This is a genomic window from Corynebacterium sp. HMSC034B08, from assembly GCF_001835805.1.
Classification (GTDB): domain Bacteria; phylum Actinomycetota; class Actinomycetes; order Mycobacteriales; family Mycobacteriaceae; genus Corynebacterium; species Corynebacterium coyleae.
Map to the genome: position 1 here is coordinate 129,836 of NZ_KV825899.1, position 16,235 is coordinate 146,070.

Genomic DNA, 16,235 nt, shown 5'->3' on the forward strand with positions numbered 1-16,235 from the left:
GTAAGCCAGCGATTAACGCTTGGAGTACTGCGGTGCGCGACGGGCCTTGTGCAGACCAGCCTTCTTGCGCTCCACGGCACGAGCGTCACGGGTGAGCAGGCCGGCCTTCTTCAGGGTCGGGCGCTCAGCCGGGTTGTAGATGTTCAGTGCGCGGGCGATAGCCAGACGCAGAGCACCGGACTGGCCGGTCGGGCCACCACCGGAGATGTTGGCCTTGATGTCGAACTGGCCCTCGCGCTCGAGCAGCGTCAGCGGGGTCAGGATGTCCTGCTGGTGCAGCTTGTTCGGGAAGTACTCCTCGAACTCACGGCCGTTGACCGTGATCTTGCCTTCGCCCTCGACGACGGTCACGCGAGCGATTGCGCGCTTACGACGACCAACAGTCTGGATCGGGCCCTCGTGCAGCGGTGCGACCTCAACGGTCTCCTCAGCAGCGTCAGCCTCCGGCGCAATTGCGTCACCGATGGTGTAGTTGAACTCCTCGGTTGCTGCGGTTGCGGCATCGACGTCGGTGTCGGCAGCGAGGTTGTCGTAGTTGTTCGGCTCGGTCATTACTGTGCCACCTGCTTAAACTCGTAGGTTTCCGGCTTCTGAGCAGCGTACGGGTGCTCGGAGCCGACGAAGACGTGCAGCTTCTTGATGGACTGGCGGGAGAGCTTGTTGTGCGGCATCATGCCCTTCACAGCTTCCTCGATCACGCGGTCCGGACGCTCGTCCAGTGCGCGGCCCAGGGTCATGGACTTCAGACCACCCGGGTAGCCGGAGTGGCGGTAACGCATCTCGCGATCGCGCTTGTTGGAGGAGATGTGGATCTTGTCGGCGTTGATCACGATGACGTGATCGCCGGTGTCAACGTTCGGTGCGAACTGCGGCTTGTGCTTACCGCGCAGCAGGTCTGCTGCGGTGGAAGCAAGCTTGCCCAGCACCACGTCGGTTGCGTCGATGACGTACCAGTTACGGGTCACGTCACCGCTCTTCGGGTGGTAAGTAGACATGCATGACTCCTTAAAGTCTGTCTAGATTGCTGCCGGCCATACTTCGCATGTTCCTCGACGGTTCCGGCGGCCGGTGGAGACCCGAAACGCGCGTCAGGCGGGACACACAGGGGTTAAACACTACGGCAATCTGGCCACAAAACAAAAACGCCGCCGCAGGTGTTCCCCATAGTCACCTGCGGCGGCGTTTCCCCCGAGTCCCCCTTTTTTGTGGATGCGCCGGAGACGGGTCTGCCGCGCCCTATCCCCCGATGGTCGGCGTTGTCGCCCCGACGCAAGTCTGTTGGTTAGCCCCAGCTGTTCGCTGCAGCGTTGTTGACGGCCAACATGGTGGAGTTGCCATCTTCAACGGTCTGCGCGATCTGGGTGAGGATCTGGTTGAGATCCTCTGCCGCTTGATCCCACTTGGCTTGGTGTGCCTGGTAGGCGGTGGCGGCGGTACCTTCCCAGGTCTGGACCATGGGCTGGAGCATCTGCTTCAGTTCGGCCAGGTCGCCGTTGATGCGGGATGCGGATGCGCGCATGTCTTCGGATGCGCCGGCGATCTGAGCGAAGTCGTATTTGATCTGCATGGTGGTTCCCCCTTGTGGTTAGAGTGCGAGTCCGCCAGCGAGCTGACGGAGGCTGTCGGTGTTGGTTGCGTCGGTGGACTCGTAGTGCTTCGCGTTGTCGCGAATGTTCGCGGAGATCGCGGTCAACGCCTCCGACAAACGCTTTTGAGCGTCGTCGTAGCGCATCATCAGGTCGTCGAAACTGCGCTGCGCGTTGCCCACCCAGTAGTTGCGAGTGGATTCGACTACCTGTTGGATGCGATCGATTTCACGGTTGACGTTTGCGTTGGTGTCGTCGGTACGGTCTGCGGCGGCGCGCATGACCTCCGCTTCAGTGGCGAACAGCTCCATGGTTTCCCCCTTGTGTGTTTAGGTTGGATGAACGGTGTGTGTTTGCCGTTCATATATCTGACTGACATTTGGTGCTTTCGGTTCCATCGAATTCAAAAGTTTTTCATGTCCGCATGTCAGCCCCCTTAAATTCAGCGGTTTCCATGGCCATTCGACACGTTGCGCGTTGCACTGTGGTGGGTTCATGGCGCGTGTGACAGCCCACGAAAAGCTGGGTGGTGCCGTGCGGCCAGGTCTTCCAGAGCGCCTGCGATCCATCCGCGGCGCGCTCCAGGTAGGTCACCGAGGTGCCGTCCGTGTCCACAAGTTCTGTTTGCGGGTCCGCCTCAACATCGGCGAGGAGTTGCTCGGCCATAGTCTTGGCCGGTAGTTGGTACAGCCTCTCAACGGCGATGTGGAGGCGGAAGTTCGGATCATCGCCGGTTGCGCGCCATGTGCCATCGTCGGCCTCAAGAGCGAACCCGGCAGGCAGTTCCACTTGAAGGCCGTCTTGTTCAAGCAGGACGGTCTGCGGTGCTTCTTCGCGTATCGACGACTCCACCGCCACAGACGGCGTTGCCCCCGCCGCAGCTTCAGTAGCCGTCGGTGTCGCAATTGAACTGTCCGTGTTCGCTGCACTGCTGGCGCTGCCGGCACTGCCAACGCTGCCTTTCCAGACAACGTTGAAGATGACCACCGCACACACGACTGCGACCACCACGACGACTGCGGCGATGATCCAGACGCCGATGTTTGACGAGCGGTTGTCCGCAATCGCCGCGAACGTGTCTGTCGGCGGGTCCCGTGGCGGATCCCACGGCGCAGGTGGCGCGGAGGGTGCGTTGAGCAAACGTGGCACGTCTGCCGGATCGGGACCAAGGAGTTCGGTGGTTAAGTCAATGTCGTAGTCCGCCAAGGCGTACTCGAGCTCGCGTAGGCGCGTGTCGTCTGCGGTGATGTGCACGTGTGCCCCGTCTGGGTTCGGCCCCAGCACAGTGCGGATCGTGTTCGCGATTTCACGGCTGCTTGGCGCGTCGAAGCGGTGGACGTCGGCCGCACCGGTGAACACGGTCGACGCATCGGTCGCGGTAATGCGCAGGTCTGTCATTTAGTCCCCCATATTCAGCATCGGCAGTTGGATCATGCCCTTCGGCTCGCCCTGTACGAGCGTTGCGCGCCCTGGTGGCTGCGGTGCCGGTCGGACGCCGAAGAGTGCGCCTTCGTCCTTGGTGCCGTCCAGAATCAGCACGTCTGGGTGAAGGTCTTTCACAGCGGCGAGGAACGGGCCAAACATGGCACGCCCAACACCGCCGAACTTGCGTGCCACCACGATGTGCAAGCCGATGTCACGCGCGTGGGGCAACAAGTCGATGATTGGGCGCAGTGGTTCGTCGCCGACCAGGTCGAGATCGTCGATAAGCAAGTAGAGCTCTGGGCCTGCCCACCAGGACCTGTCTGCCAGTTGGGCGGGCGTGACGTCGCTGCCCGGCAGTCGCGAGGTCAGCGTGGTGGCCAGCGAGCGCACCGCATCGGTGAGCGCACTCGAGGAAGCTGCGTACGCCGCGACCATGTCGCTGTCCGCATGAGCCAGGTGTGCCCGGCGCGGGTCGCAGATCACCATGCGGGCTTGTTCGCGTGGCATCGCTGAAATAGCCGCAATCGTGCTGGCGATGAAGGCGGATTTGCCCGCGCCGCCTGCACCGATGGCCAGGATGTGGCCGGTGGAGTACAGCGGTGCAAGGTCCGCTCCGCCAATGCCGAGTGGGATGCGGGTGCCGTCGATAAGCGGTTGCGCGTCGACTCTTGCTGGCAGCACGCGCAGGCGTGGCACCGGCGTCTGGCTCGCCGCCTGGGCTGCGATGTGTGCGATGTCTTCGGCGCTGGTCAGCGCGACATGCATGACTTTGCCGTCCGGGGTGAGCGCACGTCCCGGCACGGCGGCGAGACGTTCTTGGGCCTTGCGGTCGATCAGCGAATCCATCGGCTCGGTCAGGCGCATCTCGATGCGGGTGCCGATGAGGTCGCGCACATTCGCACGCACTGCGTTCCACCGCTGTGTGGTAACCAGCAGGTGCACGCGTGCAGCAGGGCCTTCGGAGGCGATCCGTGCCAAAGGATCGCGCAGGTCCTCAAGTTTGGAATCGTTGGCCAGCAACGCATGCCAACCATCGACAACGAGCAGTGTCGCGCGCGAGGCAGGCACATCCAGAAGTCCGGTGACCTCGTCGATAACACGGCGCGTGCGTTCTTCGTCCTTCGCGTTCGCCACACCCGCCACGTGTGGCAGGGACTCGATGTCGCTGTAGTCGCCGCCGCCTGCGTTGATGATGTAGATCGCCAACTCATCGGTTGTGCGACACAGCGCTTGCTTGGCGACGATCGACCGCACCGCCATCGACTTCCCCGTCTGCGGCGCACCAGCAATGGCAACATGCCCACCGGCACGGGAAAAGTCCACGGCGAAGGGGACTTGGAGTTGGCGATAGGGCTCGTCGACGAGGGCGATGGTGTCGTCGACAAGCGAAGAAAGCGCGAGCGTATCCGGCAACGGTGGCAGCCACACCTGGTGGGCGCGCATGCTCCGGGTTGCGGCGACGTCGCGGGCTTTCTCCACAACGGCGTCGAACAGCGTTGTCGAATAGTCGGTATCGGTAACAGTTTGCGGGGCGATTTCTATCTCGTCGCCGGTAAACAACCGCACTGTCGGCGCGTCCGCTGGGTGCGACAACACCTGGCGGGTCAGCGGACCGGACACGTAAGAACCCCTGAAGCGGGTGAGTTCCATACCTGACTTGAGGTAACCCGAGCCCGGCTCACTGGGCAGTTCATAGGCATCCGGCACGCCGAGGACTTGGCGCGACTCCCCTGCGGAAAACGTCTTCAACCCGATGCGATACGACAAGTGGGAATCGAGCCCGCGCAGCTTTCCTTCCTCGAGCCGCTGCGAGGCGAGCAACAAGTGCACACCAAGTGAGCGGCCCAGGCGCCCCACCGCGACGAAAAGGTCCGCGAAGTGCGGGTGTTGCGAGAGCAGTTCTGAAAACTCGTCGACGATGATCACCAGCGACGGCAGTGTGTGCCCGGCGCGGGTGTAGTCGGTGATGTTGGCAAAGTTGCCTGCGGCACGCAGCAGTTCCTGGCGGCGGTTCAACTCGCCGGAGATGGCATCAAACATGCGCTCGACCAGCACGGCCTCGTCTTCAAGGTTGGTAATCACAGCACTGGTGTGAGGCAGGTCCTCGCAGCCGAGGAAGGTTGCGCCGCCCTTGAAGTCCACAAGCACCAAGTTGAGCTCGTCCGGCGAGTGCGTTGCGGCAAGCGCAACAACGATTTCCTTAAGCAGTTCGGACTTACCACTACCGGTAGCTCCGATGCAGAGCCCGTGTGGGCCCATGCCACCGAGCGCTGATTCTTTGAAGTCCAGGTACACCGGCTGCCCATCGGGGGTCGCGCCGATGGGCACGACAAGCTTGTTGCGCATCCCCGGCCACATTGTGGTGGCATCGAGTGCATCCAGGTCCGTAATCCCCAGCATGGCAAGCAGATCGCCCGTGACTTCACTCGCACCTTCTGGGCGTCGGTAGAACCCGAGGTGGCGAGCGATGAACTCGGCCTGCGCGTCAGTGAACGAGTCCGGAAGGCCGAGTTGCTCCATGCCCTGTTCGGTGACCGCAGCGAGCGTATCGGTGCACACGAGGTGGAAGGCATCCGGGTCCACAAAGTAGTGCTCGTCCGGGTGGACGACAATCACACAGTCGGCGTCGGGGGCGTGGAGGTGCTCCACGGTGGCGTCGATTAGCACCACGCGAAAACGTGCATGTTCCGCGCGAGCGTGCGGCAGCCACTTCGTCCACGCGAATGGCGCGTCGATGCTGACCAACTCGGGCCCATGAAAGAACGCGAGTTGGCACACGATGGAACGCGCCACCTCATGCGCGCCGGGACCAGCCAGGGTGACCGCGGGAAATGCATCGAGCTGCACAACAATCGGCATGCCAGGCACGGTGCTTACGGCAGCGACAGTGCGACGAAGACTCACCGCGCACACCGGGTCAAGGTCCTCTGGGCTTCCCGGATCCTCTACATCGACAGGCGTGCACAGCGCACCGCTGCCAGTCCCCAACCGGACGGTCAACGCCAGCGGTGACGCCGCAGTGCGCTCCCAAACCCGCTCCACCGGTGTCGCAGCAACAAGATCTGCCGGAGCCGGGTGCAACCCTGTCGCGTGCGCGCGCTGTTGCGCTGCGTTCGCGCGCGCCTTCCGGGTCAACGCATCCAGGTGGCGCAGGTACACCCGGCGCGTTTCGTTGATATCTCCCTGCCGATCTTGCGGATTGATCATGCCCAACAGTCCGAAAAGCATCATCAGCGGGAAGATCAACATCATTGGGCTCACAGTGCGTCCAGATGTCATCATCAGCGCCATCACCGCACCAACGGCAACCACCATCACAATTGGCAGCAAGATTTTGATCACCGGCTGCGTCTGCGGCTTTTGCGCTGTTGGGACTGGCTCTGCACGCAGTTGTCCTGTTGGCAGTGCCGGCACGTCAGGTGTGCCCGCAGTTGGTGCGAGCACAGCATCGTGGTCTAACCCGAGCATTCGTGGATCCCCCCTTTTCACCCCATGTGGCCACAGTTCCCCCGAACTGTGTTGGGCATAGTGTTGAGCGCAGTGTAGACCATTTGCCCGCCAAAGGGGTACGAAAAGCTGGACTGCAGCGTAACGGTGCGCCATACTGGCCCAAGTTGCGTGGCAAATGGGGGCCACGCGTTGAGACTTCCGGGGGAAGAGTTTTGGTTGCTACTTCGGCGCACCATATTGTGCGCGTAACCGTACGTGTTTCTGTTGCGGCGTTTCACCGCGATATCGATGTCACACTGCCGACATCCTCAACGTTTGCAGAGGTGCTGCCCGAATTGGCGCGTCTTGTGGAACTGCCGCAGATCCACCGCCCGTGGGAAATCTCCACGGCAGGCGGGCGCCCACTCGATATGCATACGCCGTTGTACGCGCTCAAGCTTCACGACGGCGCCGTGATCGCCCTGCGCCCCAAAGAACCCATCGCCCCTCCCGTGGTACGCGACGCCGCCGACGCCCTCGCGCACGCAGGCCGCAATGCCCGCAGCGTGCGCGGCCTCGACGCCGCCGCAACCCTCGTAGGGTTAGCGTGCATTGCGTTGCTGCTCAGCATGTTTGCCCCATCTCCCGCGACCTTCGCCGTCACCGGGTTATGCGCGCTCACCCTCGCTGCTGTTGCGAAATCGCCCGCCGTGTTTGCTGCCGCGCCGTTGTGCCTCGGCTGGGCCGCCGCCACATGGGTCATCGGTGGCACAGAACCAAACCTGCACAGCACAGACGTTGCTCTTGGCGCACTCGCAGGCGTCGTCACAGCCTTCATCACCGTCGGCATTGGAGTGGCTCTGCGCCTTGCGGGCCCTGCATTGGTGGCGTTTGCTGTCACGGTTGGGGTGCTCAGCGGCAGTGGCACGTTAGGCACCTGGCTGCCCGCCGCAAACTCGCCTGCTGCGTTATCCGTCCTCACCGGCCTGTTTACGGTTGCCGCCACACCCGGCATCGCCACCCGTGCTGCAGGCCTTGCCGTGGCGCACGTGCCCACCGCCGGCGAAGAATTCGATCGCGCCGACGAATACCAACCAGACGTCGACGCACGCAGCCGAGTCGCCACCACCATCGCCAGCGCAGTCACCGCCGGAATTGCCACAGTGAGCATCCCTGCGCTCCTCCAGATCGGCAGCAGCGGCGGTGCATGGAACTTCGTGTTCTGCACCTGCATCGCCGGCGCACTCGTCGTCTACGCATCGCGCCACCACTGGGCTGCAACCCGCATTGCGCTGATGGCGATAGCACTCGCGGCAGTCATTGCTTCCGCCATCAGCGTTGTGCGTATCGACGACCCGCATCCCGCCCTCATCACCATCGCCGTCCTCACCGCACTGGCTGCTACAACCACCGTGCTGTGGGCCCGGCGCGTACCCGACCTAGAACCGACAACCGTTGTCTGGTTCGAACGTGCCGAAATCGCCGCCCTCATCGCCGTCATCCCACTCGCGGTACACCTCACCGGGGTCTTCGACCTGATTCGAGGGCTGTAACAATGCGCACACGTTCCCTGCCCGCTTCCGCACTGTTGCCACTGATGCTCGCCATGCCTGTACTCTGCGCACCTGCAGCACTCGCGCCGGGCTCGCTTACCTACGCCTCCGCCCAAGACATCGCCTGCGCCGTGCCTTCGGCAGCACAACCACCAGGTGAGACACCTGCGGAGCTCCACGAGCTCCGTCGCTTCGCCACCGGAGCCGGCGTGCGCGTCGCCGTCATCGACACTGGCGTCGCTCCACACCCGGAACTTAATCACCTGCGCCCCGGAGCCGACTTTGTCGGCGACAACGCGCTTGCGGACTGCGACAGCCACGGCACCGTCGTCGCCGGCGTCATCGCTGGGCGCACGCTCGGCATCGCACCAGATGCGGAGATCCTCGCGGTGCGCCAAACGTCAGCCCATTACCGCGGTGGCCGCGGCCAATCTGTCGCGGGGGACCTTGAGACGCTCGCCTCTGCAATCAACAACGCGCTCGACGAGGGGGCGCGCGTGCTCAACGTCTCTGTCGTGTCCTGTGTGGACCCGGGGCTTGCCTCGCGCATCGACCTCAATGGGCTGCGCGGCGCGTTGCACCGTGCCGAGGCCGACGGCGCAGTCGTCGTCGCCGCATCCGGCAACACCAGCGCCGATTGTGAACCAGGCTTTAGCGTGATCCCAGCTCTGTTTCCCACGGTGCTTGCTGTGGGGGCTCGCGAGGACACCCACACGCTCGCGTCATACTCCTTGCCAGCGGAAATCTCCGCAGCCGGTCTTGTCCCACACGCGCTCGCATCCAGCGGCAACGGCTGGGCCGACGGCACGCTCACCCGCGACGGGTCACGCCCCTACGTTGGAACCAGCTTCGCCGCACCGGTAGTCAGTGGTGCGGCCGCGTTACTCATGCAGCGCTACCCCGGCATCACGCCGGACCACGTGCGCACGCTCATCACCGCCGCAGCACAACACGGCGGCGGCGCAATCACCCCGCACAACGTGATCAGCCAACTCACGCCGGACGACATCGCGCCCCGAGACACCGTCACCGTGGCCCCAACAGAGCGCACCGCCTCCTTAGCCGTGAAACGGTTCAGCAGTGTCGGTCTCGGCGCAGTTGTGTTCGCTCTGCTGGGTGTCCTTGTAATGTGTGCTGTTAGTACGTGGCGGTCAAAGCCGCAGCCCGGGTCAGCTCCTCGCCCTCCGGCAAGAGACTGACAATCTCCCAAGGCACGCGCTCGACATGCACCGCACCGACCGTGGCAAGTGTTTCCGCATCGGGTGCACGGTGGCGCAACCCGTTGCTCGCCACGACGTGGAAGCCATGTCCGGAATCCACACCGATCGAGCCATCCGCAAGCCCCGCAAAATGTGTCGCCACCGACGCCCCAGACAACGCAATCGCCGAAGCATCACCGGATCGCACTGCGCCGTACCGTGCTGTACCGGCGTGTTCTGTACCGTCGTGTTTTGTACCGTCGTGTTCTGTACCGGACTGCACCGCGCCACCACGGTCCTGGTCCACGCATACCGTCTGCTGCACCGGGTCAACCCACTGCGGGCGACGCTCTGGAATCGTCAGCCCTAAGTCCCCGTCCTGATACGTGGCTAACTGTTCGCGGCCGATGCTGCGTTGCTTCGCGCCAGCATCCAACAGCACTGCCTGCTGCACCTCACTGAGCGGCTCGATTCTCCCGTTGAACAGCGCCCACGCACCGCTCTCAGCGACCAATACTTCTGGCAACCGGTCGGGCGTAGGTACTGATACCGGTGGCAATTCCTTCAGCGCCGTCATCACCTGCAACGGTGGCTCCCACACCGGAGTGGTGTGCCCGACCCCCAACGCACGGCGCACGATACGCCCCTGCGGGGACGCCGCATCAGGCAGCAACTGTCTGCCCTCACCAGTCACCAGCCATTGGCGGGTGCCGTCGGTGGCCAGCACGGTATCGTCGCCAAGCAAAGGCTCCGGACGCTGCCCCGCAACCACCGTCACACGGCCCGGCACCGCACACACCGACCATGCAGCATCAACCGCACCCTCCGGCGCAAACATCGCCGGCGCAGCCACAATACCCACCTGAACGCCACGTGGCATCGCCGCCAAATGCTCATCACCCACCCGCGACGGATCAGCCGCCGCACCAGCAATCAAGCGTGCAGAAGAAAGATTGGTCACCGGATGAACAGTGTCATCAACACGCACATACAGCGTGCCGTCCGACGCCCGCAGAATCGGGGCATCCCCCGGATCTGTATTCGGACGCATCCACGCAAACAACCCCATCACCCCGGCGATCATCACCACCGCAGCAACACCAAACACCGTGGCGCGATGGCGCGCCGACAACGGGTCATGAATCATCCGGATATCCCCGAACAACAACCCATGCTCCATACGACGGCGCATGAACTGGTGGCCCGAAACCTGGGCACGTGTAGTAGGCAAAAGTTTCGCCATAATTCCCCCTCCCCCGAGTAAGTACTCAACAGGCTACAGCCTTAGCACCCCGCGCGCATCTACCAGGCGGCTACACCGGCATCTTCAAGCTCGAATAGCTCATCCGAGCCGTGGTCCTGTCCGTCTTTGCGCATCGCCCGCAACTGGGCGGTGGAGAACTCGCTGTTGACCGCAAACACCGACGTCGTGCCCTTGCGATACACCGGCGTCACCCCGTTTGACGCCCAGAACGCCCGCAGCATCGGATACTGCGGTTTCTGGTCCGCCCAAAACGACCCCGGGCTGAGCACAAAGAACCGTACGTTCAAGTCCTTCAGCGCCTGCTCCACCACTTCGCCGTTGTCTTCTCCGATGAAGTCCGCGTGCTGGAAAATTGTGTCGTGCGCTGAGCCAATCCCGCCGGTCGGCCATAGGTAATGGCGGGAAACCGACGGCAACCCGTTGTAGGCATACATCCACGAATACCCATCCGCAGGATCGCCCATGATCGTGCCTTCCCACGCTGCGTCCTGGGTCGCCAACCAGTCAAACACCTGGAGGTCCTCCGCGCTTACCATCCGTCCGCTTTGGCGCGGGGTAGCAAACGCGTCCTGTGCACCAGCCTCAGTGTGGTTGCGTACCTGTGGCACCGCCGCCGACCCGGCGATCACCGCCACCGCGATCGACGCCAGCACCGTGGCTCGCTGCCCCGTACCGGTTCGTGCTGCGAGTGGAGCGAAGGTGACAAGGCGGATAATCACAGCAATGCCGATGGCGGCCGCTGCCCACACGCACATCACCACCGGCATGATCAGCCGGTGCCCCGTGCTGTAGTGCAGGTTGCCCACCATGGCCAGTACATCGCCCCACGCGTTATCGAATGGTGTGAGCGCATTTGCGGTCACCGCAAGCGAAACCACATACAACAGCACAGGCCACACCTGGCCACGCCACAGCACCAACGCCAGCGCGCCTGCACCGGCGAGCCACAGCATCACCGTCGGGTCGAAGTCCGGGAAAAACTGAGAGACGTGCCGGGTGTCCATCCGAAACGCACTCCCCCACGCGCCGCCGCGGCCCAGTTTCTCCTGCGGCGCCCACGAGGCAACCTCACTCGCCTGGTCCGACCCCGCCAGCACTTGGGGCAAAAACACAAGCGTTGCTGCGGCTGCCGGGAGTGCCATCCACACCGTATCGCTGCGACGCGAGCGCACCGGGCGAACCAGCAGCGACGTCGCCCACGCGAAGATGACACCGAGCACCACTACGGTCACCGCTGCCGGGTGTGTGCACAACACGCCAAGGAACCCGATCGCAGCAGGCAGCGCACCCGCATGCCGTGCCGGCACTTCAAGGAACTGCCAAACCACGATGCCGGTCAGGGTCATCGCAAACAGGTACGGCCACATCCCCACGTAGTCAGGCACCCACAGCAGCTGCGGGGCCGCGTACGCCATGATCGCGGCAAACGCGGCGGCAATCTGCGCGGTGAGCCCAGTCGAGCGCATAAACGCGAACACCAGACACACCATGGTCAGTGGCAGTGCCACCGCTGGCAACACCGTCGACGCGATGTTGACCGCCCGAATCGGCTCAAGACCAGCAGCCTCCGCAAAGAGAGCAACGCCCGCGTGGAATCCCGACGGGTAGAACAGCCGCGCGTGCGTTTCGAAGTTCTGCAGCTCGCCCATGCGTGTCGACGACGCCACGCCCGTCTCCATCACAAACCGCACCGCATTCGCATGCCACTGCGAATCCCACCCCTGGACGATGTTGTCCGCACCGTTGGGCATCTGAGCCAACCACGACAGCCGGTCCGTAACTGCCATCCACGCCGCGACCACTACCCCGACAAACGGAATGCCCCAGTGCGTCCACTCCACCTTGCCGGGAAAAAGCGCACGGCGCCACGGCACATCACCACCGCGGCGGGCCTTGCGCGCAAACGCATAGCGCCACCCGCCAGCCACCGCGAGGGCAAGCACCATGCTCACCCCGAACGTCCACAGGTTAAACGGCGCACTAGTCACGCCCCACATCCACGACGACACTCCGATAACACCGAAGGTCACCGGCAGCGCCGTGGTCACCGCTGCAGGAACTCGGAGGCCTGCAACCCACGCCACCAGGAATCCGGGAAGCAGGAAAAACACAACTGCAAACCATGCTGCGGCTGCTGTGGTCATCGCACCTCCCAGATTGTCAGTAACCCAAGCATGCTACATCTCGCGACGCGCGCGGGTAGCTTCGGCGCGGGCAGCTAACTCAGAATCAGCGGGATACTCGACGCCGACCAACGTCAGGCCACGAGCGGGAGCGAGTGGGACTTCGGGCGCGCGTTCGTCGCGAAGCAAGAGCTCCTTTGGCCAGTCACTCCCCCGGCGGCCCTCCCCGACGGTTAAACACGTCGCGGTCAGCGCGCGAACCATATTCCAGCAAAACGCATCCGCAACAATGCGCGCTTCGTACACGGCGTCCTCGACCTGCGACCACTCGAAAGAATGCACGTCGCGGATCGTGGTGGCATGCTCCTTCGGGCGGCAAAACGCCGCAAAGTTGTTCAAGCCCACAAGCGCATCGGCACACGCCTGTGTCGTCTCAAGGTTGATAGGTTTTGGCCACACCGCCGTATCGCGCGCCCGTGTTGGCAACGCACCTGCCGGATGCGTAGTCACCCGATATACGTAGGTGCGAGCCAACGCCGAGAAACGCGCGTCAAACCCCTCTGGCGCTTCCACGACATTAAATACGCGGACGTCTTCCGGGAGCAGTTTTGCTAATCGACGAACCAACCGTCCCGGGTCCCCCTCAATCGAACGCTGATCAAGGCTGCTGCGAGGAATATCCACATGGGCGGTCTGTCCCGAGGCATGGACTCCTGCGTCGGTGCGTCCAGCGACGGTAAGGGAGACGCCACTACGCAGCACCAGGCTCAACGCCTCTTCGATGGTCTGTTGGACTGTGCGGATGCCGCTTTTCTGGCGCGCCCAACCGTGAAAATCGGTGCCATCGTAGGCGATATCCAAACGCAGCCGCATCGTCTCATCCATGGCGATCAATCTTATCTGGGCAATACAAAACGCCCAGCTACACGGGGTAGCTGGGCGTTACGCGAGGAAGGAAGTAAGTTTACTTCTCTTCCTCAGCAGCGGTCTCCTCTGCCGGAGCCTCGGTGGTCTCCTCTGCCGGAGCCTCCTCAGCCTTGGCCTCCTCAGCCTGGCGGGATGCAGCTGCGCGTGCAGCGCGGGTTGCCTCGGTGGTAACGGTCTCCTCGAGCACCAGGGAAATCTGGGTCATCGGAGCGTTGTCACCGGAGCGGTTCGGGAGCTTGATGGAGCGGGTGTAGCCGCCCTCACGGTTCTCGAACTTCGGCGCGAGCTCGTTGAACAGGTAGTTAACAACCTGCTTGTTCGGCAGCTCAGCGAGGACTGCGCGGCGGTCAGCCACAGTGCCCTTCTTCGCCTTGGTGATCAGCTTCTCAGCGTACGGACGCACGGCACGTGCCTTAGCGTCCGTCGTCTTGATAGCGCCGTTCTCGAAGAGGGACTGCGCCAGGTTGGCCAGAATGTGCTTCTGGTGCGAGGCGGACCCTCCGAGGCGGGCACCCTTCTTGGGGGTAGGCATATTCGAACTCCTCGTATGCGGTTAGTTGAGCGCGTGCTCTGTTGTGTTACTCGGTCTCGTCCGCGCCGTCGTCCACGAAATCGCCAGTTTCGGCGTCGTAGCCTTCGAGCTGGGTCGGGTCGAAATCTTCCGGAGCGTCCTTCAAGGTCAGGCCCAGGTTAGCGAGCTTGATCTTGACCTCGTTGATCGACTTCTGGCCGAAGTTGCGGATGTCCAGCAGGTCGGTCTCGCTGTACTCAGCAAGCTCGCCCACGGTGTGGATCTCCTGACGCTTCAGGCAGTTGTAGGAACGAACAGAGAAGTTCAGGTCCTCGATCGGCGTGGAGTACGCAGCGATGTACTCGGACTCCTGAGCCGACGGGCCGATCTCGATGCCCTCTGCAGCGGTGTTGAGCTCACGAGCCAGGCCGAAGAGCTCCACCAGGGTGGAACCAGCCGACGCGAGCGCGTCACGTGCGGTCATCGAGTTCTTCGTCTCAACGTCGATGATCAGCTTGTCAAAGTCGGTGCGCTGCTCAACACGAGTTGCCTCAACCTTGTAAGCAACACGGGTCACCGGCGAGTAAATCTGGTCGACCGGGATACGGCCGGCCTCTCCACCGGAGTTCGGCATAGCCGGGACGTAGCCACGGCCGCGCTCGACAACAAGCTCCATCTCCAGGCGTGCCTGCTCGTTAAGGGAGGCGATGTGCAGATCCGGGTTGTGGATCTCCACGCCTGCCGGTGGCTCGATGTCACCTGCGGTGACGTCGCCCGGCCCCTCGACTGCAAGCTGCATGACTACCGGCTCGTCAAAGTCGGAAGACAGCACGAGGTCCTTGATGTTGAGGATGATCTCGGAGACATTCTCCTTGACACCGTTGATCGTGGTGAACTCGTGGAGCACACCGTCGATCTTGATGGACGTCACGGCTGCGCCCGGGATGGACGACAGCAGCGTGCGACGCAGGGAGTTGCCCAGGGTGTAACCGAAACCAGGCTCGAGCGGCTCGATGACGAACTTCGAGCGGTTGGTATCGATGTACTCCTCGGTCAATTCAGGACGCTGAGAGATGAGCATGAACTTCTCCTTTGGCTCCCGCTATATGAAGCCGGTAGGGACTGATATGGAAGATTCCGTGCACCGTGGACGGCGCGCGGGGTGAAGCAAACGTGTGAAAGTTTACTTCGAGTAAAGCTCGACGATGAGCTGCTCCTGCAGCGGCACCTCGATCTGAGCGCGCTCGGGCAACTGGTGCACGAGGATGCGCAGGGTGTCCGGAACGACCTGCAGCCAAGCCGGAACGACAGCGTCCAGGAGGTTGTCCTGAGCCTCTTCGAACCACAGCATGTTGCGGGACTTCTCACGGACGTCGATGATGTCGTACTGCGTTACCGCGAACGACGGAACGTCGATGCTCTTGCCGTTGACCGTGAAGTGGCCGTGGGACACGAGCTGACGTGCCTGACGGCGGGTCTTAGCCAGACCAGCACGGTAGACAACGTTGTCCAGACGGGACTCCAGCAGGATGAGCAGGTTGTCGCCGGTCTTGCCCGGACGACGGTTCGCTTCTTCGTAGTAGCGACGGAACTGCTTCTCCATCACGCCGTAGGTGAAGCGAGCCTTCTGCTTCTCCTGCAGCTGGAGCAGGTACTCGGATTCCTTGATGCGAGCGCGACCAGCCTGCCCCGGAGGGTACGGGCGACGCTCGAAGGACATGTCGCCGCCGACGAGGTCGACGCGGAGGCGACGGGACTTACGGGTAGCAGGGCCGGTGTAACGAGCCATGTCTCTTTACCTCTTTTCCTTTCAGCCTTAAACGCGACGACGCTTCGGCGGACGGCAGCCGTTGAACGGCTGAGGCGTCACGTCGGAGATCGAAGACACCTCCAGGCCGGCAGCCTGGAGCGAACGGATAGCGGTCTCGCGGCCGGAGCCCGGACCCTTGACGAAAACGTCGACCTTCTTCATGCCATGGTCCATTGCCTTGCGGGCAGCGTTCTCTGCAGCCATCTGCGCAGCGAACGGCGTGGACTTACGGGAGCCCTTGAAGCCAACGTGGCCGGAGGACGCCCAGGAGATGACGTTGCCCTGCGGGTCCGTGATGGACACGATGGTGTTGTTGAAGGTGGACTTGATGTATGCGTGGCCTGCGGCCACGTTCTTCTTGACGATGCGACGTCCGCGACGTGCACCGGAACGAGTCTGAGTAGCCAT

15 protein-coding genes are annotated in these 16,235 nt (G+C 63.0%); 2 read left to right on the forward strand and 13 right to left on the reverse strand.

What is annotated here, in order from left to right; translation table 11 throughout:
• Positions 1 to 12: 12 nt before the first annotated feature.
• The 6 genes from rpsI to eccCb form a co-directional block, all read right to left on the reverse strand.
• A complete protein-coding gene (gene rpsI, locus HMPREF2656_RS00905; protein ID WP_070815595.1) occupies positions 13 to 552 on the reverse strand; it encodes a 30S ribosomal protein S9 in 540 nt (179 codons plus the stop codon).
• Positions 552 to 995: a 50S ribosomal protein L13 gene (gene rplM / locus HMPREF2656_RS00910; RefSeq protein ID WP_070422756.1), complete on the reverse strand. Its 444-nt coding sequence runs from the start codon at positions 993 to 995 to the stop codon at positions 552 to 554. Before rplM ends, rpsI begins: the two co-directional genes overlap by 1 nt.
• Before the next feature lie 287 nt (positions 996 to 1,282).
• On the reverse strand, positions 1,283 to 1,567 hold the full coding sequence (locus HMPREF2656_RS00915; RefSeq protein WP_070422755.1) for a WXG100 family type VII secretion target: 285 nt from the start codon (positions 1,565 to 1,567) through the stop codon (positions 1,283 to 1,285).
• Between the two features lie 18 nt (positions 1,568 to 1,585).
• The gene (locus HMPREF2656_RS00920) at positions 1,586 to 1,897 is read right to left on the reverse strand and encodes a WXG100 family type VII secretion target (RefSeq protein ID WP_070422754.1); all 312 of its coding nucleotides are present in this window, start codon (positions 1,895 to 1,897) and stop codon (positions 1,586 to 1,588) included.
• Between the two features lie 103 nt (positions 1,898 to 2,000).
• Complete coding sequence (locus HMPREF2656_RS00925; RefSeq protein ID WP_070815596.1) at positions 2,001 to 2,984, reverse strand: type VII secretion-associated protein; 984 nt, start codon at positions 2,982 to 2,984, stop codon at positions 2,001 to 2,003.
• On the reverse strand, positions 2,985 to 6,479 hold the full coding sequence (gene eccCb, locus HMPREF2656_RS00930; protein ID WP_070815597.1) for a type VII secretion protein EccCb: 3,495 nt from the start codon (positions 6,477 to 6,479) through the stop codon (positions 2,985 to 2,987).
• A 221-nt stretch (positions 6,480 to 6,700) separates the two neighbouring features.
• Here eccCb and eccD point away from each other — a divergent pair, with 221 nt between their 5' ends.
• A complete protein-coding gene (gene eccD, locus HMPREF2656_RS00935) occupies positions 6,701 to 7,993 on the forward strand; it encodes a type VII secretion integral membrane protein EccD (RefSeq protein WP_070815598.1) in 1,293 nt (430 codons plus the stop codon).
• 2 nt (positions 7,994 to 7,995) lie between these two features.
• On the forward strand, positions 7,996 to 9,192 hold the full coding sequence (locus HMPREF2656_RS00940) for a S8 family serine peptidase (RefSeq protein ID WP_141760960.1): 1,197 nt from the start codon (positions 7,996 to 7,998) through the stop codon (positions 9,190 to 9,192).
• Here the strand turns inward: HMPREF2656_RS00940 and eccB are convergent.
• From eccB to rpsK, 7 genes are all read right to left on the reverse strand, one after another.
• The gene (gene eccB / locus HMPREF2656_RS00945) at positions 9,131 to 10,423 is read right to left on the reverse strand and encodes a type VII secretion protein EccB (RefSeq protein WP_246825047.1); all 1,293 of its coding nucleotides are present in this window, start codon (positions 10,421 to 10,423) and stop codon (positions 9,131 to 9,133) included. The two genes, HMPREF2656_RS00940 and eccB, sit on opposite strands and share 62 nt — an antisense overlap.
• A 71-nt stretch (positions 10,424 to 10,494) precedes the next feature.
• Positions 10,495 to 12,600: a DUF6541 family protein gene (locus tag HMPREF2656_RS00950; RefSeq protein WP_070815600.1), complete on the reverse strand. Its 2,106-nt coding sequence runs from the start codon at positions 12,598 to 12,600 to the stop codon at positions 10,495 to 10,497.
• A gap of 33 nt (positions 12,601 to 12,633) precedes the next feature.
• Entirely contained in the window at positions 12,634 to 13,464 is an 831-nt protein-coding gene (truA, locus tag HMPREF2656_RS00955; RefSeq protein WP_070815601.1) for a tRNA pseudouridine(38-40) synthase TruA, read from the reverse strand.
• 79 nt (positions 13,465 to 13,543) lie between these two features.
• Positions 13,544 to 14,038 (reverse strand): 50S ribosomal protein L17, encoded by a 495-nt coding sequence (gene rplQ, locus HMPREF2656_RS00960; protein WP_070422747.1) that lies wholly within the window; start codon positions 14,036 to 14,038, stop codon positions 13,544 to 13,546.
• A 46-nt stretch (positions 14,039 to 14,084) separates the two neighbouring features.
• Positions 14,085 to 15,098 (reverse strand): DNA-directed RNA polymerase subunit alpha, encoded by a 1,014-nt coding sequence (locus HMPREF2656_RS00965; protein WP_070422746.1) that lies wholly within the window; start codon positions 15,096 to 15,098, stop codon positions 14,085 to 14,087.
• Positions 15,099 to 15,200: 102 nt separating this feature from the next.
• Positions 15,201 to 15,806 carry a 30S ribosomal protein S4 gene (gene rpsD / locus HMPREF2656_RS00970; RefSeq protein WP_070422745.1) on the reverse strand — a complete coding sequence of 202 codons (606 nt, stop codon included), beginning with the start codon at positions 15,804 to 15,806 and terminating at the stop codon, positions 15,201 to 15,203.
• Between the two features lie 27 nt (positions 15,807 to 15,833).
• Complete coding sequence (rpsK, locus tag HMPREF2656_RS00975; RefSeq protein ID WP_070422744.1) at positions 15,834 to 16,235, reverse strand: 30S ribosomal protein S11; 402 nt, start codon at positions 16,233 to 16,235, stop codon at positions 15,834 to 15,836.